The 20,539-nt window shown below is 62.4% G+C and carries 19 protein-coding genes; 12 read left to right on the forward strand and 7 right to left on the reverse strand.

Features of this window, described 5'->3' with window-relative positions; all coding sequences use genetic code 11:
* The 3 genes from MHI61_RS14465 to MHI61_RS14475 form a co-directional block, all read right to left on the reverse strand.
* Positions 1 to 954 carry an NAD-dependent epimerase/dehydratase family protein gene (locus MHI61_RS14465; RefSeq protein ID WP_239792505.1) on the reverse strand — a complete coding sequence of 318 codons (954 nt, stop codon included), beginning with the start codon at positions 952 to 954 and terminating at the stop codon, positions 1 to 3.
* Positions 955 to 1,051: 97 nt separating this feature from the next.
* Positions 1,052 to 2,008 (reverse strand): lytic transglycosylase domain-containing protein, encoded by a 957-nt coding sequence (locus MHI61_RS14470; RefSeq protein ID WP_239792506.1) that lies wholly within the window; start codon positions 2,006 to 2,008, stop codon positions 1,052 to 1,054.
* 152 nt (positions 2,009 to 2,160) lie between these two features.
* On the reverse strand, positions 2,161 to 2,820 hold the full coding sequence (locus MHI61_RS14475; protein WP_097579062.1) for a peroxiredoxin: 660 nt from the start codon (positions 2,818 to 2,820) through the stop codon (positions 2,161 to 2,163).
* A 400-nt stretch (positions 2,821 to 3,220) separates the two neighbouring features.
* On the opposite strand from MHI61_RS14475, the gene MHI61_RS14480 reads away from it, so the two are divergent.
* The 6 genes from MHI61_RS14480 to MHI61_RS14505 all read left to right on the forward strand — a co-directional run bounded on the left by MHI61_RS14480 (position 3,221) and on the right by MHI61_RS14505 (position 12,227).
* A complete protein-coding gene (locus MHI61_RS14480) occupies positions 3,221 to 3,808 on the forward strand; it encodes an ANTAR domain-containing response regulator (RefSeq protein WP_064683734.1) in 588 nt (195 codons plus the stop codon).
* A 34-nt stretch (positions 3,809 to 3,842) separates the two neighbouring features.
* Entirely contained in the window at positions 3,843 to 5,126 is a 1,284-nt protein-coding gene (locus MHI61_RS14485) for a CmpA/NrtA family ABC transporter substrate-binding protein (RefSeq protein WP_170964998.1), read from the forward strand.
* 393 nt (positions 5,127 to 5,519) lie between these two features.
* Complete coding sequence (locus MHI61_RS14490) at positions 5,520 to 6,761, forward strand: nitrate/nitrite transporter (protein ID WP_239792507.1); 1,242 nt, start codon at positions 5,520 to 5,522, stop codon at positions 6,759 to 6,761.
* 18 nt (positions 6,762 to 6,779) lie between these two features.
* On the forward strand, positions 6,780 to 9,230 hold the full coding sequence (gene nirB / locus MHI61_RS14495; protein WP_239792508.1) for a nitrite reductase large subunit NirB: 2,451 nt from the start codon (positions 6,780 to 6,782) through the stop codon (positions 9,228 to 9,230).
* Positions 9,231 to 9,234: 4 nt separating this feature from the next.
* The gene (nirD, locus tag MHI61_RS14500; protein ID WP_170964722.1) at positions 9,235 to 9,570 is read left to right on the forward strand and encodes a nitrite reductase small subunit NirD; all 336 of its coding nucleotides are present in this window, start codon (positions 9,235 to 9,237) and stop codon (positions 9,568 to 9,570) included.
* On the forward strand, positions 9,570 to 12,227 hold the full coding sequence (locus tag MHI61_RS14505; protein ID WP_239792509.1) for a nitrate reductase: 2,658 nt from the start codon (positions 9,570 to 9,572) through the stop codon (positions 12,225 to 12,227). Before nirD ends, MHI61_RS14505 begins: the two co-directional genes overlap by 1 nt.
* 28 nt (positions 12,228 to 12,255) lie before the next feature.
* Here MHI61_RS14505 and MHI61_RS14510 read toward each other — a convergent pair whose 3' ends face one another.
* Together MHI61_RS14510 and MHI61_RS14515 are read right to left on the reverse strand one after the other, a co-directional pair.
* Positions 12,256 to 12,933 (reverse strand): HAD family hydrolase, encoded by a 678-nt coding sequence (locus MHI61_RS14510; RefSeq protein WP_239792510.1) that lies wholly within the window; start codon positions 12,931 to 12,933, stop codon positions 12,256 to 12,258.
* A 117-nt stretch (positions 12,934 to 13,050) separates the two neighbouring features.
* A complete protein-coding gene (locus MHI61_RS14515; protein WP_239792511.1) occupies positions 13,051 to 13,368 on the reverse strand; it encodes a hypothetical protein in 318 nt (105 codons plus the stop codon).
* Between the two features lie 198 nt (positions 13,369 to 13,566).
* Between MHI61_RS14515 and MHI61_RS14520 the strand changes: the two genes are divergently transcribed.
* Positions 13,567 to 13,893, forward strand: a complete 327-nt coding sequence (locus tag MHI61_RS14520) for a hypothetical protein (RefSeq protein ID WP_010029846.1) — start codon at positions 13,567 to 13,569, stop codon at positions 13,891 to 13,893.
* Between the two features lie 253 nt (positions 13,894 to 14,146).
* Entirely contained in the window at positions 14,147 to 15,406 is a 1,260-nt protein-coding gene (locus MHI61_RS14525) for a cyclopropane-fatty-acyl-phospholipid synthase family protein (protein WP_239792512.1), read from the forward strand.
* On the opposite strand, the gene MHI61_RS14530 is transcribed toward MHI61_RS14525, so the two are convergent.
* Positions 15,407 to 16,240, reverse strand: coding sequence for an SDR family NAD(P)-dependent oxidoreductase (locus MHI61_RS14530; RefSeq protein WP_239792513.1), 834 nt, complete (start codon positions 16,238 to 16,240; stop codon positions 15,407 to 15,409). It lies immediately after the preceding gene.
* A 98-nt stretch (positions 16,241 to 16,338) separates the two neighbouring features.
* Positions 16,339 to 16,998, reverse strand: a complete 660-nt coding sequence (locus tag MHI61_RS14535) for a ChrR family anti-sigma-E factor (RefSeq protein WP_239792514.1) — start codon at positions 16,996 to 16,998, stop codon at positions 16,339 to 16,341.
* Positions 16,999 to 17,221: 223 nt separating this feature from the next.
* Between MHI61_RS14535 and MHI61_RS14540 the strand changes: the two genes are divergently transcribed.
* The 4 genes from MHI61_RS14540 to MHI61_RS14555 are packed head-to-tail and all read left to right on the forward strand — an operon-like array spanning position 17,222 to position 20,452.
* Positions 17,222 to 18,259 carry a cysteine synthase A gene (locus tag MHI61_RS14540; protein ID WP_010033065.1) on the forward strand — a complete coding sequence of 346 codons (1,038 nt, stop codon included), beginning with the start codon at positions 17,222 to 17,224 and terminating at the stop codon, positions 18,257 to 18,259.
* A gap of 5 nt (positions 18,260 to 18,264) precedes the next feature.
* Positions 18,265 to 19,002, forward strand: a complete 738-nt coding sequence (locus MHI61_RS14545; protein ID WP_010033067.1) for a serine-tRNA(Ala) deacylase AlaX — start codon at positions 18,265 to 18,267, stop codon at positions 19,000 to 19,002.
* A gap of 14 nt (positions 19,003 to 19,016) precedes the next feature.
* Positions 19,017 to 19,886 (forward strand): 3-mercaptopyruvate sulfurtransferase, encoded by an 870-nt coding sequence (gene sseA / locus MHI61_RS14550; protein WP_239792515.1) that lies wholly within the window; start codon positions 19,017 to 19,019, stop codon positions 19,884 to 19,886.
* A 5-nt stretch (positions 19,887 to 19,891) separates the two neighbouring features.
* Positions 19,892 to 20,452: a GNAT family N-acetyltransferase gene (locus MHI61_RS14555; protein ID WP_097579049.1), complete on the forward strand. Its 561-nt coding sequence runs from the start codon at positions 19,892 to 19,894 to the stop codon at positions 20,450 to 20,452.
* Positions 20,453 to 20,539 lie beyond the last annotated feature (87 nt).

Here is a 20,539-nt window from a genome sequence, read left to right on the forward strand (position 1 = left end):
TCAGGTCTTGATCCGCCCCTGCCCGATCAGCCAGCCGACCGATTCCTGCACCGCCTGCAGCGACGTATATCGCGGCGTGTAGCCGAGCCGGTGTGCGGCTTTGGCGATCGAGCAATTCGGACTGCGGGCGATATGCTCCCATGTCGCCTCCGCATCCTCGGCCGTCTGGCCTTCGGCCCAGGCGTCGAACGGCGCGAAGGTGAGGTTCGGCTCCCGCCCGAACCAGCGCGACATGGCTTCCGCATAACCGCGAAGGGTCAGGGCCTGCTCGGAAACTGCGTGGAAACTCTCACCGAGCGACGCGTTCCAGTGGGCGATTGCATTCATGAACGTCGCCGCCACGTCATCGGCGTGGACGTGATGAACGGTCTCCAAGCCGAAATTGGGCAGCGCCAGGGCTTCGCCCCGGGCAAGGGTCGCGAAGACCTGCAGGTTGAAATTGCCGGCCGGATTGAGCGGCGCCCATCCGGTGCCGACAATATGGCCGGGATGGATGATGGTTGCCGGGAAGCCTTGCAGCCTTGCCTGCTGCAGCAGATAGGTTTCGATCGCCGCCTTCTGGATACCATAGTCACCGAACGGGGACTTCGGGGCTTCCTCGCGTGTCGGCACCGTCGTGGGGTACCCATGTGTCCAGATCGTGCCGGTGTGCAGGAAGTGGCCGACATGCCCGGACAGGGCCGTCACCAGCTGCTCGGCACTTTCCAGCGTGAAGCAGATCATGTCGATCACGATATCGGCTTTCAATGCGCGTACGGCCGGGCCGAAATCACCCGTCCGCTCCATGGCCGCCCTGTCCATCTGCCGCTGATCGACGAAGGCCCAGGCGCGGCTTGCCGTATAGGGCTTTGCCGCACCGCGGCTGATGGTGACGACGTCGTGACCCGCCTCCACCAGACGGGGAACGAGATAGGTTCCGACATGGCCCGTCGCCCCGATGACCAAAACCCGCATAGTCGTTCCTCCTTAGCCGTGATCCCGCGAGACTATGCTGCTCCATCCGGCGATCCCGCAAGCGGACTTTTCGTCTCAGAATGCGGAAGCCGCCCGGCTATCGATTTTTGAAGACAAGGCAGGTGCGGCCGTGCTTTCGGATCTGGTTGCAGACCTCGTTGGCTTCCACACGCGTCTGCCGGGCGATGCGGGCGACATAACGCGGGCGGAAACCGAAGCTGCGGTCGCGCTGGCGCAGGATCAGCGGCTGTTCCGCATCCAAAGGTGACGGCAGATCCTGCACGGCATCGAGAAAAAGACGCCGGGCCACTGCGACATCGGCGTTCGCCGCCAGCTGAACGCCCCAGGGCGCCCAGTTGCCCTCCTGATGCCAGGGCGTGTCCTTCAACCTCCGCCTTTCGGCAAGCGCCACGCAGCCATCGAGGAAAGGCTTGTCCTTGTCGAGCGGGGCTGCCGCATTTTCCGGCGGATTATCCTTCCACTCCTCGACCGTATGGGCGGTGATCGCCATCACATAGCCGCGCGTCTCGTAAGGCAATCTTCCTGACGTAAGATAAGCGGCAAGGCCGTTTTCGCCGGCATTATAGGCGGCGGCGGCAAGGCCGAGATTGCCGAAACGATCGCGCAATTCGTCGAGATATTGCGCCGATTTCCGCAGGGCTTCCAGCACCTGGTAGCTGTCTTCGAGACCGCGCAGTTTCGCCGTTCCGGGCATGAACTGCGCAATGCCCTGCGCTCCCTTGAAACTCACCGCGTCAGGACGAAAAGTGCTTTCGCGCCAGATGAGACGGGCGAAATAGGCCGGAGGCAACCGATTGGCCTCGGCGAAATGCTCGATCGCAGCGCAGAGGTCGCGATTGAAACTGCCCTGGCGGATGCAGAGCGTCTCGCCTGAGCCCGAGGCAGCAGGCCCGGAATAGAGGCAGGCCGCTGGCATATCGCTTCCTTCCGGCTCGGCCTTTGGCGTCTCCGCCGTGGAAAACAGGAAGCAGAGCGAAAGCAGGACCTTCGCCAATCTCCTCCCCATGTCGGACTGACGTTTTCGCCCTATCATCGGATCTCGGCAGGTTCGACTTCCATCGCGACGCTGACCCTAGATAACATCAATCGAGGCGCGAAGCTTCCCCATTTTGCGCAATGCCGGCACGAAAAAAGCCGCCGGACCGTATGGCCGCGGCGGCTTGCAAACAGCTTGAAAAAAAGGGATCAGGCCGTCGGCTGCTTCGTCTTCCTGAGATAGGGCAGAACCGTATCGAAGGAGCCGAAACGTGTGATCGCGTCTTCGTTGGACACCGCTGCGGTAATGATGACATCCTCGCCCTGGTTCCAGTTTGCCGGCGTCGCCACCTGGTGCTTTGCCGTCAGCTGGATGGAATCGATGGCGCGCAGGATCTCGTTGAAATTGCGGCCGGTCGTCATCGGATAGGTCAGGATTAGCTTGATCTTCTTATCCGGGCCGATGATGAAGACCGAACGCACCGTCGCATTGTCGGCAGGCGTGCGGCCTTCGGAGCTCTCGCCGGCGCCGGCCGGCAGCATGTCGTAGAGTTTGGCAACCTTGAGATCCTTGTCGCCGATCAGCGGATAATCGACGTCGAAGCCGGTCGCGGTCTTGATGTCGCCCTTCCATTTGGCATGGCTTTCGACCGGATCGACCGAGATCCCGATGATCTTGACGCCGCGCTTGGCAAATTCGCCCGCGAGGCCGGCCATGACGCCGAGCTCGGTCGTGCAGACAGGCGTGAAATTCTTCGGATGCGAGAACAGAACGGCCCAGCCGTTGCCGATCCAGTCATGGAAGCTGACCGGTCCCTGCGTGGTGTCGGCAGTAAAGTCGGGAGCGATGTCGTTGATACGTAAGCTCATGGTCGGCCCTCCAAAGCCGTTGTTGGGTTTCGTTAAATGGCGGCCATGGGAACTGCCTGCCGCAGTCGTGATAAAATTGCGATCGCCAGGGGCGCACCAGCTGCGAGCAAAAAACTCTCCCATCCCAAGGTTTTCGCTGCATTTCTTTAAAATATATACCACGAGAACCGAAGGCATGCTCTTTCGATTTGCAGCCTGCGCCGGCATTATTTTTCCCCGCGGGTCGACGCGACGAAAAGACCACGTTTTTTGATCGACTATCAAACAAAGAGGAGGAGGAGACCAAAGAGCCGGCGCTCGAAAGTGAGGCACATTGATTAATTTTTGTGCGTGTTTATTTATGCACAGTTTTCGGGCGTATATCTTGCCAAAATTGCTGCATTGCGTCATAAATAAAGGCATGACGCATCTCGATCTGACGATTCTGGTGATCGACGAAAATGCTATTCGCGCCTCCATTATCGAAGAAGGGCTGCGCGAGGCAGGGCATAAGCGCGTCACCGTCGTGCATGAGGTCAACGGCATCGCGCGAACCATCGAAACGCTGATGCCCGATGTGATCATCATCGATATCGAAAATCCCAACCGCGACATGATGGAGCATCTCTTCCAGCTGACGCGCACGGTCAGCCGTCCGATCGCCATGTTCGTCGATCGCTCCGACACGGCCTCGATCGAGGCGGCGGTCGATGCCGGGGTCTCCGCCTATATCGTCGACGGATTGAAGAAGGAACGCGTCAAACCGATCCTCGACATGGCCGTCAGCCGCTTCAATGCCTTCAGCCGGCTGCGGCGCGAGCTTGCCGATGCCCGCTCGGCGCTGGAGGAACGCAAGCTCATCGAGCGCGCCAAGGGGATATTGATGAAGATGCGCGGTCTCTCCGAGGAAGAGGCCTTCGCCCTGCTGCGCCAGACGGCGATGAACGAAAAGAAGAAGATGTCGGAAATCGCCCAGAGTGTGGTCACCGCCGCGGGACTTTTGATGTGATGGCGGGCCGCCTAAATTTCCGGAGGAAACCGGAGTGGATATGATGACGAAGACCGTCAGTTCCAGCGGCGGGCTGCCCTCGCCCGTGCGCATCGACAATGAAGGGCCGAAAGTGCTGCGGGCCGGTTTCATTCCGCTCGTCGATTCGTCGGTGCTGATCGCGGCGGCGGAATTCGGCTTCGCGCAGAAGGAAGGCCTGACGCTTGATCTCGTCAAGGACGTCTCCTGGGCGAATGTCCGTGACCGCCTGGCATTCCGCCAATTCGATATCGCCCATATGCTGTCGCCGATGCCGGTCGCCTCCATGCTCGGCCTCGGCTCCAATCCCTCGCCGACGATCACGCCGTTTTCCCTCGGGCGCGGCGGCAATGCGATCACGCTGTCGACGCGGCTCTTCGACAGGATGCGGGATGACGCCGGATTGCCGGAAACGGCAAGCGCGCTGGATAACGCCCATGCTCTGGCCAAGACGATCGCGGCGATGAAGGCGCGCGGCGAGCCGTTGCCGACCTTCGGGGTCACCTATCCCTTCTCCTCGCACAATTACGAATTCCGCTACTGGCTGGCGGCCGGCGGCATCGATCCCGACAGGCACGTCAAGCTCGTCGTCGTGCCGCCGCCGCTGACATCGGACGCACTGGCAGCCGGGGCGATCGACGGTTTCTGCGTCGGCGCACCGTGGAACATGGTCGCCTCGGAGCGCGGCCTCGGACGCATCGTCGCCGCCAAGCAGGATATCTGGCCGTCAGCCCCGGAAAAGGTGATCGGCATGCGCCCGGATTGGGTGGAAAGCCATCCGGAGACCGTTTCCCGGCTGATCGTGGCGCTCGACGCGGCAGCCCGCTGGTGCGACCTACCGGACAATCACGATGCGCTGGCCGCCGCTCTCGCCGATCCGCGCTATATCGCCGCCCCCGTCGGCATCATTCGCCGGGTTCTTTCCGGCGAATTCAGCCTCGACGCCAGAGGAAACCGGCGCATCATCGCCGATTATTTCCAGTTCCATTCCGGCTTCGCCAATTATCCCCGGCCGAGCCATGCGCTGTGGATCTACAGCCAGATGATGCGCTGGGGGCAGGCCGAAGCCAGTCTCGTCAAGGCGCGGGCCGCCGCCTCCGCCTACCGCCCCGATCTCTATCGCACCGCTCTCGGCGACGCCAACGCACCTGACGACGCCGATATCCGTATCGAGGGCAATGACGAGGGCGACCGCTTCATGGACGGCCACGTCTTCGATCCGACGGAACTGCCGGACTATGTGGCGCGCTTTGCCGTCAAGAGCGCCCTGCCCTTCGCCTCCGATAGCGAAGAGACCTGATCCATGCCGGCCTGCACAAAACGCCAGCAAAGTTCGACGCCGCCATCACCGCAACGCACAAAAGATTTGCACGTTTTTTGACAGCCACAAAAACGTGCAGACGGACGCCCATTATAAATTCCGTTTCCATTCAATCACTTAAAGCATAACGACCAAACTGGCACGCAGTTTGCAAGGCTATTAGCGCACAGATCAATGGCGATCAGCGCAGTATGAGAGCGCAATAGGCGCTCGCAGAAGACCAAGAATTGGGCGTCCAACGGCGGGCGCCACCAGCAAAGCCGCTGATCAGGATAGTTCGCGCGCCTCGTGCATGCGCAACCTGACCAGCGGCTTTTTTGTTTTTAACCCCAGCGATGGATCGGCGCGACCTTGTCGGGCCACGGAGAAGCCATGTCTGTCATCGAGAAAGCGCAGCCTATGTCCGCCGGCGAACCAGCCAAGGCCCTGTGGATCTCCACGGTCGCCTTCACCCTCTGTTTTGCCGTCTGGACGATCTTCGCGATCATCGGCGTCCGTATCAAGCAGGAACTCAACCTCAACGAGGCCGAGTTCGGATTGCTGATCGGCACCCCGGTTCTCACCGGTTCGCTCGTGCGCATCGTCCTCGGCATCTGGACGGGGCGTTACGGCGGCCGTCTCGTTTACACGCTGACGATGCTTGCCGCCGCGGTGGCGACCTTTCTGCTCTCCTACGCTCACACCTATACGCAGATGCTGATCGCTGGCCTCGGCGTCGGGCTTGCCGGCGGCTCCTTCGCGGTCGGCGTCGCTTATATCTCGCCGTTCTTCCCGGCGGAGAAACAGGGAACGGCGCTCGGCATCTTCGGCGCCGGCAATGTCGGCGCGGCCGTGACGAAATTCGCCGCTCCCTTCGTTCTGCTCGCCTGGGGCTGGCAGGCGGTTGCGGAAATCTGGGCCGTCTGTCTGGCGTTGATGGCGGTCGTCTTCTGGTTCACTACCACCGACGATCCGGCCTTCCGTCTTCGCCGCGAGCGCGGCGTCGCCTCCAAGAGCCTCGCCCAGGAATTCGCGCCGCTGCAGAACGTCCAGGTCTGGCGCTTCTCGCTCTACTATTTCTTCGCCTTCGGCGGCTTCGTCGCCCTGTCGCTGTGGCTGCCGCGCTATCTGGTCGGCGTCTACGGCTTCAACCTCGAAACTGCCGGCATGATCGCGGCGGCCTACTCGATCCCGGGCAGCATCTTCCGCGCCTTCGGCGGCGTGCTGTCGGATAAGAAGGGCGCACGCAGCGTGATGTATGCAATGTTTGCCGTGTCGGCCGTGGCCACGCTCATTCTATCGCTGCCGGCTGCGACCATCACACCCGTCATCTTCATCGTCGTCATCTTCGTGCTCGGCTTCTTCATGAGCCTCGGCAAGGCTGCCGTCTACAAGCACATCCCGGCCTACTATGCCGACAGCGTCGGCGCCGTCGGCGGCGTCGTCGGCATGATGGGCGGTCTTGGCGGCTTCATCCTGCCGATCGCCTTCGGCCTCCTCAAGGACATGACCGGCCTCTGGTCCAGCTGCTTCCTGCTGCTCTTCGCAATCGTGGCGATTTCGCTGATCTGGATGCACCTGTCCGTCAAGCAACTGTCGCGCCAGGGGCACTCGGCGCCCGTGGCTGCAACCTAATCCAAGGGACTTGAACGTATGACCGAAAAACTCGTCATCATCGGCAATGGTATGGCGCCCGGGCGCATGCTGGAGCACCTCTTCGAACAGTCGCCCGGACGCTATGACGTCACGATCTTCAACGCCGAGCCGCGCGTCAATTACGACCGCATCATGCTGTCGCCGGTTCTCTCGGGAGAGAAGGACTACGAGCAGATCATCATTCACGGTGACGGCTGGTACATCAAGCACGGCATCATGCTCTACAAGGGCCACAAGATCGTCAACATCGATCGTGCCGCCAAGACGGTCACCTCCGACCACGGCGTCACCGAAAGCTACGACAAGCTGGTGATCGCCACCGGTTCCGTGCCCTTCATCATCCCGGTTCCCGGCAAGGATCTGCCCGGCGTCATCACCTATCGCGATCTCGACGACGTGCAGGCGATGCTGCTTGCCGCCCAGTCGCGCGAAAAGGCGGTCGTCATCGGCGGCGGTCTGCTTGGCCTCGAAGCGGCGGCCGGCCTTGCCCAGCGCGGCATGGACGTCACCGTGCTGCACGTCATGCCGACGCTGATGGAGCGCCAGCTCGATCCCGCCGCCGGCTATCTCCTGCAGAAGGCGGTCGAGGAACGCGGCATCAAGGTCATCTGCAAGGCCAATACCAAGGCGATCATCGGCAATGGCAAGGTCGAAGGCATCGAACTCGACGACGGCCGCATCATCCCGGCAACCCTTGTCGTCATGGCCGTCGGCATTCGTCCGAGCGTCGGCCTGGCGAAGGACGCCGGCCTTGCGGTCAATCGCGGCATCGTCGTCGATGCCGGCATGCAGACCTCGGACGGCGACATTTTCGCGCTCGGCGAATGCGCCGAAGTCGGCGGCATGGTCTACGGCCTCGTCGCGCCGCTTTACGAGATGGCCCGCATTGCCGCAGCACATCTCTCGGACGACCGTTCGCCGGCTTTCGTGCATGCGGACACGCCGACCAAGCTGAAGGTCACCGGCATCGAACTCTATTCGCTCGGCGATTTCGCCGACGGTGACGACCGCGAGGAGATCGTGCTGCGCGATGCCAGCGCCGGCGTCTACAAGCGCCTGGTGCTGAAGGACAACAAGATCATCGGCACCGTGCTTTACGGCGAGACCGCCGACGGCGCGTGGTTCAACGATCTGAAGAAGAAGGCGACCGATATTTCGGAGATGCGCGAGACGCTGATCTTCGGTCAGGCCTATCAGGGAGGGTCGCCGCTGGACCCTATGGCGGCCGTTGCAGCCTTGCCGGATGACGCGGAAATCTGTGGCTGCAACGGCGTATGCAAGGGCAAGATCACCTCGACGATCACGAGCAAAGGACTGACGTCGCTGGACGACGTGCGCGCCCATACCAAGGCGTCCGCCTCCTGCGGCTCCTGCACCGGCCTCGTCGAACAGCTGATGGCGCTGACGCTCGGCGACGGCTACAATCCGGCCGCCGTGCAGCCGATGTGCACCTGCACCGAACTCGGCCATGACGATGTTCGCCGCCTGATCAAGGCGAAAGGTCTGAAGAGCATTCCCGCCGTCATGCAGGAATTGGAATGGAAGACCTCCTGCGGCTGCGCCAAGTGTCGCCCGGCGCTCAATTATTATCTCGTCTGCGACTGGCCGGACGAATATGCCGACGACTACCAGTCGCGTTTCATCAATGAGCGCGTCCACGCCAACATCCAGAAGGACGGCACCTATTCCGTCGTGCCGCGCATGTGGGGCGGCGTCACCAATTCGAACGAGCTGCGCGCCATCGCCGATGTCGTCGACAAGTTCGAGATCCCGATGGTGAAGGTGACGGGCGGCCAGCGCATCGACCTGCTCGGCATCGAGAAGGAAGACCTGCCCGCGGTCTGGGCCGATCTCGGCAAGGCCGGTTTCGTCTCCGGCCAGGCCTATGCCAAGGGCCTGCGTACGGTGAAAACCTGTGTCGGCTCGGACTGGTGCCGTTTCGGCACCCAGGATTCGACCGGTCTCGGCATCCGCATCGAGAAATTCATGTGGGGCTCTTGGACGCCGGCCAAACTGAAGATGGCCGTGTCCGGCTGCCCGCGCAATTGCGCCGAAGCGACCTGCAAGGATATCGGGGTGATCTGCGTGGATTCCGGTTTCGAGATCCATTTCGCCGGTGCCGCCGGTCTCGACATCAAGGGCACCGAGGTGCTCGGCCTGGTGAAGACCGAGGACGAAGCGCTGGAGCATATCGTGGCGCTGACGCAGATGTATCGCGAGCAGGCCCGCTATCTCGAGCGCATCTACAAATGGGCCAAGCGCGTCGGGCTGGACGAAATCCGCCGCCAGATCATGGACGATGGTGAAAAGCGCAAGGGCTATTACGACCGCTTCGTCTTCTCCCAGAAATTTGCCCAGGTCGATCCCTGGTCGGAGCGTGTTTCCGGCAAGGACAAACACGAGTTCAAGCCGATGGCGACGATCGGCTATCCGCAGGCTGCCGAGTAAGGAGATGGACATGAATTGGATCGCAATCGGTGACATCTCCGATATTCCGCTGCGGGGCGCGCGCTGCGTGAAGACGCCGCAGGGCAAGATCGCCGTCTTCCGCACGGCCGAAAACGAGGTCTTCGCCATCGAGGATCACTGCCCGCATAAGGGCGGCCCGCTCTCCCAAGGCATCGTGCATGCCAAGGCCGTCACCTGCCCGCTGCACAACTGGGTGATCTCGCTGGAAACCGGCAAGGCGCTCGGCGCCGACGAGGGCGCGGTGCGGACCATACCGGTCCGCAACGAGGACGGCGCCCTGTTCATCGCGCTGGAAAGCCTGTTGATGGCGGCTGAATAATGGCGGCTGAGGTCAAGACCACCTGCCCCTATTGCGGCGTCGGCTGCGGCGTTATCGCCACGGTCGACGAAGCCGGCGCCGTCAGCGTCAAGGGAGATCCCGAGCATCCGTCGAATTTCGGCCGGCTCTGCTCGAAGGGTTCGGCGCTTGCCGAAACCATCGATCTCGACGGCCGGCTTCTTTATCCCGAGATCGCAGGCGCACGCAGCGGCTGGGACGAGGCACTCGATCTGGTCGCCCGGCGTTTTTCCGAAACGATCGCCGAACACGGACCTGATTCCGTCGCCTTCTACGTCTCCGGCCAGTTGCTGACCGAAGATTATTACCTCGCCAACAAGCTGATGAAGGGCTTCATCGGTTCGGCCAATATCGACACCAATTCAAGGCTCTGCATGTCCTCGTCGGTGGCCGGGCATCGCCGCGCCTTCGGCGCCGATACCGTGCCGGGGACCTATGAGGATATCGAACTCGCGGACCTCGTGGTGCTCACCGGCTCCAACCTCGCCTGGTGCCATCCCGTCATCTACCAGCGGCTGGCCGCCGCAAAGGCGGCGCGGCCGAACATGCGCATCGTCGTTATCGATCCGCGCCGGACGATGACGTGCGATATCGCCGATCTGCATCTGGCCATCCGCCCGGACGGCGATGTCGCGCTGTTCATGGGGCTGCTCGCCCATCTCGCGACAAGCCCGGCGATCGACCAGAATTATATCGCCTCCCATACGGAGGGCTTCGCCGGCGCCTTTGCGGCCGCCGCAGCACTTGATATCAACGATCTCCTCGAGCGGACCGGCCTGCCGGCCATGCAGATCCGGGAATTCTTCCGCCTATTCGAGACGACCTCGAAGGTGGTGACCTGCTACAGCCAGGGCGTCAACCAATCCTCCTCCGGCACCGACAAGGTCAACGCCATCCTCAACTGCCATCTCGCAACCGGCCGCGTCGGCCGGCCGGGCATGGGACCGTTCTCGCTGACCGGCCAGCCGAACGCCATGGGCGGGCGCGAGGTCGGCGGTCTCGCCAACATGCTTGCCGCCCATATGGCAATCGAAAATCCTGAAGACCGCGACCGCGTTCAGCGCTTTTGGGAATCGCCGGTCATCGCCGCAAAACCCGGTTTGAAAGCGGTCGACATGTTCCGCGCAGTGGCCGAAGGGCGCATCAAGGCGCTCTGGATCATGGCCACCAACCCCGTCGTCTCGATGCCGGATGCGAACAGCGTCGAAAACGCCATCGCCGCCTGTCCCTTCGTCGTCGTCTCCGATATCCTGAAAGAGACGGATACGGCCCGGCACGCACAGGTGCTTCTGCCCTCGCTCGGCTGGGGCGAGAAGGACGGCACCGTCACCAATTCCGAACGGCGCATTTCCAGGCAGCGGCCGTTTCTCGGCATTCCCGGCGATGCCAAAGCCGACTGGTGGCAGCTTGCGGAGGTCGCACGCCGCATGGGATTTGCCACCGCCTTCGATTTCGATGCGCCGGCCGAAATCTTCGCCGAACACGCCGCTCTTTCGGCCTTCGAAAACAATGGCAGCCGCGACTTCGACATCGGCGCCCGCGCCGGTATCTCAGGCGCCGCCTATGACGAACTGTCGCCCTTCCAGTGGCCGCAGGCGGCAGGGAACGCGCCCGGCGTCACCCGCTTCTTCGCCGATGGCGGTTTCTACCATGCCGACGGCAAGGCGCGCTTCGTCGCGGTGGAAGCGCCCGCAACCGATCGCACCAATGCCGATTTCCCCTTCACGCTGAATACCGGGCGCATCCGCGACCAGTGGCACACGATGACGCGAACCGGAAAGAGCGCGCGGCTGTCCGCCCATATCGCCGAACCCTTTGCCGAGATCCATCCGCGCGACGCGATCGAGACCGGCATATCGAGCGCCGGTCTTGTCGAGATCGACAGCCCCCACGGCAAGGCGATCGTCCGGGCGCTGGTGACCGATCGCCAGGCGCGCGGCGGTATCTTCGCGCCGATGCACTGGAACGACCAGTTCGCGGCAAAAGCGCGGATCGACGCCGTGGTCGCACCGATCACCGATCCCTTTTCCGGCCAGCCGGCGTCGAAGAACGTCGCTGTCGCCGTCCGGCCCTTCCCCGCCAGCCATTACGGTTTCGCCGTCTCGGCGACAAAACCCGTAACACCTGACGCGGCCTATTGGGCGCTGGCGAAAGCCGAGGGCGGCTGGCGGCTGGAGCTTGCCTTCGACCGGACCGTCGAAGACTGGACGGCCTGGTGCCGGGCGGTTTTCGCCATTCCTGATGAGATCGAACCGCTGGGTTATGCCGACCGGCAAACCGGCGACCTCCGGCTCGCCTTCTTCGATGGCGAGACGCTGCTCGCCGCATTGTTCCTTGCTCGCGAGCCGGTCGCCGTCGCGCGCAACTGGGCGATCTCGCAGCTCTCCGCCGCACATGATGATCTGAGGAAACGTTTTGCGCTCGTCGCGGGCCGTCCCGGCGCCGGCAGGCCGGATCCAGGCGCCACCGTCTGCTCCTGCTTCAGTGTCGGGGTCAACCAGATCGCCGCCGCCGTGCGCGAGGGATGCCACAGCGTCGAGGCGGTCGGCAAGGAAACCAGCGCCGGAACCAATTGCGGCTCCTGCCGCGGCGAAATCGGCAGGATCATCGATCGCTGTCTTGCCGCGGCCGCGGAATGAAAGGCAGGAAACCGTAACGCGGCTGATGTCAGGCCGCGTTCGGCACGATAAACATCTTATGGTCGGCTGAGATGCGGACCGAGATCTCGTCATAGGATGCGAAGGTCGGGTGCGGCGTTTCCATCTTGTCATGATGGGTCGCCGTGACGACCATGACATCGGCGCCCGCCGCCTCGCCGGCAGTAATGCCGGCGGCGACATCCTCGAAAACCAGGCAGTCCTGCGTGCTGACGCCGAGGCGTTCGGCGCCGAGAATATAACATTGCGGATCGGGTTTTCCGACCTTCACATCCTCAGCCGTCACCATGAATTTCGGCAGCGACAGGCCTGCCGCCTCCAGCCGCCGGCGGGCAAGTCGCAAAGGCGATGAGGTGACGATCGCCCAGCGATCCGGCGGCAGCGAGCTCAGGAATGCTGCGGCACCCGAAATGGCGACGACATCGCCGACATCGGCGATCTCGGCCTCGGTCACCAGCCTGGCTTCATGTTCGGGATCGACGCCCGGCAGGTTCAGCCGGGCGATCGTGTCGACGCCGCGCGATCCATGCATCTTCGGCAGAAAGTCGGCGACATCGAGCCCCCGACGCCTTGCCCAGTCGCTCCACACGCGTTCGGCCGCACGGATCGAATTGAGAATGGTGCCGTCCATATCGAACAGGAAGGCGGCATAAGGCTTCTCGAAGCCACGGGGCATCGGCTGGAACAAAAGGCTGAATCCTTCGGGAAAAAGAGTCGGGTGGCGATCGCTGGACGCGATGAAACGGCAAATCGCCATGTTTTGCAAGCTTCGAGAGTGTGACGGCGACGATGTCGCAAATCCGCCCTAGAAAGCGGCGGCGCCCGAAGTGGCGATCAGGTCGCAGGAGAGGCGGAGGCCGATCCGGTCATGGCAGAGGTCGCCGGTGCCGGCGGCAAGCTCCAGTTCGGCCGGCGCGTCGGCCCGCACATAAGACTGTGCTGTCGGATCGACGCGCGTCGGAATGGCGGTCCATAACAAGGGGCGGCTGACGTCGATCGCGGAAACGCCGGCTTTTTCGCCGCCCATCGCCGCGGAGGCGATCGCCATGCCACCTGCCGTCAAAGCAAGTGAAAGCGCAATCTGCAGACCGATATCTGCGGCCTCGCGGGGAGAAACGAACATAGTGGCCTCATGCTGCGGATTGGCGTTTCGTCATGCCCTAAGACAGGCAGTGGCAACGATCCAGCGGCTTCGCCCGTTAAGGTTTATGCGTAACCATGCAAGGCCAGCGTGCAGGTTTTTCGCAAATTTCGGAACAATGATTCCGTGACGCAGTTACACCAGGGTCATCCAAGATGAAAATCAAAGGAGGATATCCTCATGACCAAATCCCTTATTGCCGCTTCGCTGCTCGCGATCGGCATGGCGTCGTCGGCCTTTGCCCAGTCGAACCCCGATCCGATCGGGCCGACGAATGGCGGCTCGACCGATCCGAGTTCGGGTAACTATTCGTCGGATTACACCAACAGCGACAATGGCATGTATCCAGTGCAGGTCGCTCCGGTCGATCCGACCACGACGCAGAGCATCGGCCGGCCGCAAACCATGGAATGCCCCGGCATGCCGCAGCAGATGTCGGGCGTCGACACCCGTGGCGGACAGAGCGGCGCATCGATCAGCGAAGCATGCCGCGAATACGACAACTGAGCAGGCCTTCGCCCGCTTTGAGAAAAGGCCGGTTCACGCCGGCCTTTTTCATGTCGCGGCGATCACCAAAAGCCTTTCTCTTCGGATGAAACTCTTGATCCGACCATCCGTAGATTCGTAGCAGCCTGAAAATCGATTCCGATTTTCGGGCCGATGCGCTAGCTTTCAAGGACAATGGCCGGAGGCCGCCCGAGCACATCGTCACGGATGTATCGTCGTCCCTAACCGGCGAAAAAATGCTGGAGGAGGAGAGATGAGCAAGGCGCAGGATTGGAATCTGCTGGCCCGTGACGCGGTGACGCTGACGGCCGACAACATATCCCGTCTGGTGAAGGGTCTGCCATTCAAGGCCAAGCTGGCGCTGCGCGGACTTCTGCGCATGCAGCACGGCTCGCTTGCCGTCACCCTGCCCGATGGCCGCAGGCTGCTGATCGAGGGCAAGCAGGCGGGGCCGAAGGCGGCCCTCAGCCTCTACAACTGGAACCTTGCCTACCGGGCGCTAACAAGCGGCACGATCGGGGTCGCAGAGACTTATATGGACGGCGATTGGGACAGCCCCGACATCGCCGCCTTCCTCGAGCTCTTCCTCGTCAATGGCGAGGCCGCGCACAGCTATGCGCATGGCAAAAGCGGCGTCGGGCGCCTGGTCGAGCGTGTCCGCCATTGGATGAACGCCAATACCAAAGCGGGCTCGAAGCGCAACATCGCCGCCCATTACGACCTCGGCAACGAATTCTACCGGGAATGGCTCGATCCGAGCATGACCTATTCCTCCGCTCTCTATTCCACCGGCGCCAACGACCTGCAATCGGCACAGAATGCCAAATACCGCGCGCTTGCCGAGGCGACCGGCATCAGGCCTGGGGATCATGTGCTGGAGATCGGCTGCGGTTGGGGCGGTTTTGCCGAATTCGCAGCCGGCGAGCTGAACTGCAAGGTCACCGGGCTGACGATCAGCCGCGAGCAGCTCGCCTATGCCGAAGCGCGCATCGAAAAGGCCGGTCTTGGCGATCGCGTCGAATTCCGCTTCCAGGACTACCGCGACGAGACCGGGCTCTACGACCGGATCGTCTCGATCGAGATGTTCGAGGCGGTCGGCGAAAAATATTGGCCGTCCTATTTCTCCAAGCTCCGGCAATGCCTGAAGCCGGGCGGCAAGGCCGGCCTGCAGATCATCACCATCCGGCCCGAAGCCTTCGACCAATACCGCAGCAATCCCGACTTCATTCAGAAATACGTCTTTCCCGGCGGCATGCTGCCGACGCGCAACCACCTGGCCGAGCTCGCCGGCAAGGTCGATCTGTCTCTGGTCAGGGACTTCAGCTTCGGGCTCGATTACGCCCGTACGCTTGCCGAATGGCGCGAGCGCTTCCGGTCGGTCTGGGAACGCATCCGCCCGATGGGCTTCGACGAGCGTTTCAAGCGGCTCTGGGAATTCTATCTGTTCTATTGCGAAGCCGGTTTCCGGGCCCGCAATATCGATGTGCGCCAGGTGGTGTTCTCGCGCTGCTGATCATTCCGCCGGATGCGGTGTCGCCGGATGGTGACCGGCCGATGACGGCCGTTCGCGCCAGCCGGTCAAGCGGTTCACCAGCGGGAAATAAGCGCCGTAGGGAAGCAGACGCGCAAGCTTCAGCATCGTGGTGAAGCGCCCGGGGAAAGTGATCTCGAACGCCTGCGATTTCAGTCCGGCTGCGATCTGCCGGGCAGCCTCCTCAGGCGACACCTGCGCCGTCATCGGCAAGGCGCTCTTGCCTGTCGCCGGGGCATCGATGAAGCCTGGGCTGACGAGCTGGATGCGGATGCCCATCTTGTCGAGATCGAACTTCAGGCTTTCGGCCATGTTGATCAGCGCCGCCTTGGTGGCGCCATAGGCCGCCCCCGTCGGCAGGCCGCCATAGCCGGAAACGGAGGAGACGATGGCGATCTGCCCCTGCCCTTTCGCCTTCATATGGCGGATCGCCGGCAAGAGACAGTTGACGACGCCGGAAAGATTGACGGCGAAGCTCTTTTCGAAATCGGCGCGGTGCAGGTCCTCGGCATGAACAGGCAGATAGACGCCGGCATTGAGGATCGCCATGGCGAGCGTGCCGTGCTCGTATTCGATGGAGGCCATGACATGTTCCATGTCCTCGGCATCGGTGACGTCGCCGTCGAGAACGACGATGCTGCCGTCAAGGCCGCTGGCCTCGGTCTGCAGGTCGACCAATTTTTCATGGCTTCTGGCGGTGACGGCGACCTTGTATCCCTCGCCGGCGAGCTTCAGCGCAAGCGCCCGCCCGATGCCGGAACTCGCGCCCGATATCCAGACGATTCCATGTTCGGGACGGGCGATGAAATCACGCATGACATGTTCCTCCGGCTCAGCCTGACCAACACGAGACAGGTCCGGAAGTTCACATCTCCTCCCGGATTTATGGCTCTATCACACCATTGTGGCTGCTTTCAGCCGATCAGGTCGCCGATCATCTGACGGAGGGATCCGGTGAGCTTGATCGGCCCGTCGGAAACGGCAAAGGCGATGCAGGGCCTGTCCTTCTCGGCGACCGGCCGATGCTCGACCGTCTCGTCGGCAATGGAGATGTCGCCGGGACCGAAACGGCCGCGTTCATCGTTGAAAGCGCCATCGAGGATCAGGATCAGTTCCATGCCTTTATGGGTGTGAGCCGGTAAGGCCCGGCCCGGACGGATCCACATCAGGCTGACTTCGCAGCCTTCCATCCCGAACGAATATTCCTTGAAGCCGGGCAAGCGCCGGCGCCAGGGCACGTCCTCGGCTTCGAAGCCGAGGAGATCGCGCAAAGCCGGGGGAAACAGCGCCCTTTGTGGCCCCGTGGAAACATGGGATTCGGAGGCAGGAGGCGCAGAGGCAAAGATCGCAGCAAGCCGCTGGTCGCGATCGGCAATGGCGGCTTCCGGTGTGCTTTCCAGGGCTTCCCCGGCCAAAAGCTCGAGGCTGCTCACCAGGCTTCGATTCTCCGGCTTCATTTGCAGATGGGATCGTACGAGCACCCGCGCCGGCTCGGGCAAAGAACCGGCGACGTAATGCGCCATCAATGCGTCGATCGTATCGATCTGCTCGTGAACCATGTCGGTTTTGGTCACGCCCTGTTGCTGCGCTCCGTTTCGTTTTGTCGTCATCCGTACGGGTAAAGTCAATCTTCGGATCACCGCGCAACCGCCGGATGGCGGACAATGCGCCTCTTCGGCCAGGGAAAGCGAAATTTTGTCGTGGCCGACAGAGGCATGGAATAGCATTTCTTGCCAACACAGCCTTGTGAAGGGAAAAGACCGTTCTTAAAGTAAGAGTTCGAAAGAGGCAGATTCCATGACCTTCCACCCCTCCGTCCTCGAAGCCATCGGCAATACGCCCCTGATCAAACTCAAGGGCGCCTCGGCGGCAACCGGCTGCACCATTCTCGGCAAGGCGGAGTTCCTGAACCCCGGCCAGTCGGTCAAGGACCGTGCCGCGCTCTACATCATCCGCGACGCCGAACGGAAGGGGCTGCTCCGGCCCGGCGGCGTCATCGTCGAAGGCACGGCCGGCAATACCGGCATCGGGCTGACGCTGGTGGCCAAGGCGCTCGGCTACCGCACCGTGATCGTCATCCCGGAAACGCAGAGCCAGGAAAAGAAGGACGCGCTGAAACTGCTCGGCGCCGAACTCGTCGAAGTGCCCGCCGTTCCCTACAAGAACCCGAACAACTATGTGAAGGTGTCCGGGCGGCTCGCCGAGCAGATGGCGAAGAGCGAGCCGAACGGAGCGATCTGGGCGAACCAGTTCGACAACGTCGCCAACCGGCAGGCGCATGTCGAAACGACCGCGCCGGAAATCTGGAACGACACCGACGGCAAGATCGACGGCTTTATCTGCTCCGTCGGTTCGGGCGGCACGCTGGCAGGTGTCGCTGCCGGCCTCAAGGCTTTCAAGGCCGACGTCAAGATCGGCATCGCCGATCCCGACGGCGCCGCTCTCTATGAATTCTACCAGAACGGCACGCTGAAATCCGAAGGTTCATCGATCACCGAGGGCATCGGCCAGGGCCGCATCACCGCCAATCTCGAGGGCTTCACGCCGGACTTTTCCTATCGGATCTCCGATGCCGAAGCCCTTCCCTATCTTTTCGATCTCGTCGAAAACGAGGGCCTGTGCCTCGGCGGCTCGACGGCGATCAATATTGCCGGCGCTGTCAATCTCGCCCGGGATCTCGGGCCAGGTCACACGGTGGTGACAATCCTCTGCGACTACGGCAACCGCTATCAGTCGAAGCTCTTCAATCCGGATTTCCTGAGGTCGAAGGGACTGCCCGTTCCGGGCTGGATGGCTAGGTCGTCCGACATACACGTTCCCTACGAACCCGTGTGAGATCCATGCCCGTCAATGCCCTCTACCGTGACGACTTCTATCTCTCGACATGCGAGGCGGTCGTCACCGCCGTTCACGACGACGGGGGCATCGAACTCGACCAGACCTGCTTCTATGCGGCATCGGGCGGCCAACCCGGTGATACCGGTCAGCTTGAACGGGCCGACGGCAGCAAGATCGGGCTCGGCCAGACGAAGCATGGCGCGAGCAAGGATATCATCATCCACGTGCCGCTCGACAATGCGCCGCAGCCTGAGATCGGCGAGACGCTGGTGCTGCATGTCGACTGGCCGCGCCGCTACAGGCTGATGCGCATGCACACGGCTTGCCACCTGCTTTCCGTCGTCTGCTCCTATCCGATCACCGGGGCCGCGGTCGGCGAGGAGGAAAGCCGCATCGACTTCGACATGAGCGAGACGATCGACAAGGACGAGGTCACCGCCAGGCTGATGGAACTGGTCGGCCAGAACCATCCGGTCTACCTGCAATGGATCACCGACGACGAGCTTGCGGCCAATCCTGATATCGTCAAATCGAAGAACGTGCGCCCGCCGATCGGCCTCGGTCGTGTCAGCCTCGTCTGCATCGGCGAAAACTCCTCGATTGACAGCCAGCCCTGCGGCGGCACACATGTCTCGGAGACGCAGGAAGTCGGTCAGATCCATATCGCCAAGATCGAAAAAAAGGGCAAGGAGAACCGGCGCTTCCGCATCCGCTTCGGTGCGCCCGGCGAAGAAGCCTGACAAGGGAGACCCAAATGACTGAGAGCAAGAGCCGTTTCGTCGTCTCCGCCGACTGGCTGCAGGCCGAGCTCGGCAAACCGGATCTGCGTGTGCTGGACGCCTCCTTCTATCTGCCGGCGCAGAAACGCGACGCCGATGCCGAATACGCGGCCGGCCATATTCCCGGCGCCATCCGTTTCGACCAGGACAAGATCGCCGACCATTCGACGTCGCTGCCGCACTCGATCCCCTCGCCCGATTATTTCGCCATTGAGGCCGGCCGGCTCGGCATCAGCGAGAACGATCGCATCGTCGTTTATGACGGCATCGGCGTGTTCGCCTCGCCGCGGGTCTGGTGGCTGTTCCGGGTCATGGGGGCAAAGAACGTCTTCGTGCTCGACGGCGGTCTCGACGGCTGGAAGGCCGAGGGTCGTCCGCTCGAAACCACGGTGCCCGGCCATGCGCCCGCGACCTTCACGCCGAACTTCGATGCGAGCCGCGTGGTGAGGCTCGATGCCATGCGCGACATCGTCTCGAGCGGCGCGATGCAGATCGCCGATGCCCGCAGCGCCGGCCGCTTCGCCGCCACCGAGCCTGAGCCGCGGGCCGGAATGCGCTCCGGCCATATGCCCGGCGCCCGTAGCCTGCCTTCCGGCGTCTTTGCCAGCCAGGGCCGGTTCAAATCATTGCCCGAACTCCGCCAGACGATCGAGGAGGCCGGCATCGATCTTTCGAAGCCAGTCGTCACCTCCTGCGGCTCGGGAATCACGGCGGCCATCATCACGCTGGCGCTGGAATCGCTCGGCCATCACGACAACAAGCTTTATGACGGTTCATGGAGCGAATGGGGCAGCCGTGACGATACGCCCGTTGTCACCGGCCCGCCGACGCCGGTCAAAGCCTGATCGCCATGGGGAAGACACCCGCTTCGCTGAAAGCTCACATCACTCGTCTCGAAATGACGGCGGCGCCGAAAACCAGCATGCCGGTGCCGGTCAATATCCAGACAGCGATCATGCGCGCGCCCGGCATACCGCTACCCTTCTATCGCTATCTCTACCGGCAGGTGGGCGCGCGCTGGCAATGGGTGGACCGGTTGCGCATGAGCGACGAGCAGCTGACCCAGACGCTGAACGACAAGCGGAACAATATCAGCGTTCTCTATGTGAACGGCGCCCCTGCCGGCTTCTATGAATATTTCTGCGAGGACGAGGATACGATCGAACTCTGCCATTTCGGCCTGATCGAACATGCGCTCGGCCTCGGCATCGGCAAATGGTTCCTGCTGCAGGCGCTCTATGCCATCTGGTCGCTCAATCCGAAGCGGGTCACCACCACCACCAACAATCTCGACCATCCGCGCGCGCTGCAGCTCTACCAGATGTACGGCTTCTCCCCGGTCTCGACCGGCACCGGCATCGTCCGGCCGCTGAGCGACAAGGAATTGCTGGAGATCGCGCGGAAAGGCTGAGGGGGTGGTTCCCGGTGCACGTGTCTGCTCGCTACCCATATCGGGTATAGCAGGCTATATGGGGAAAGCGCCTACCCCGGCCGCCCC

The sequence above is a fragment of the Rhizobium sp. K102 genome, assembly GCF_022385315.1.
In the GTDB taxonomy this organism is placed as follows: Bacteria; Pseudomonadota; Alphaproteobacteria; order Rhizobiales; family Rhizobiaceae; genus Rhizobium; species Rhizobium croatiense.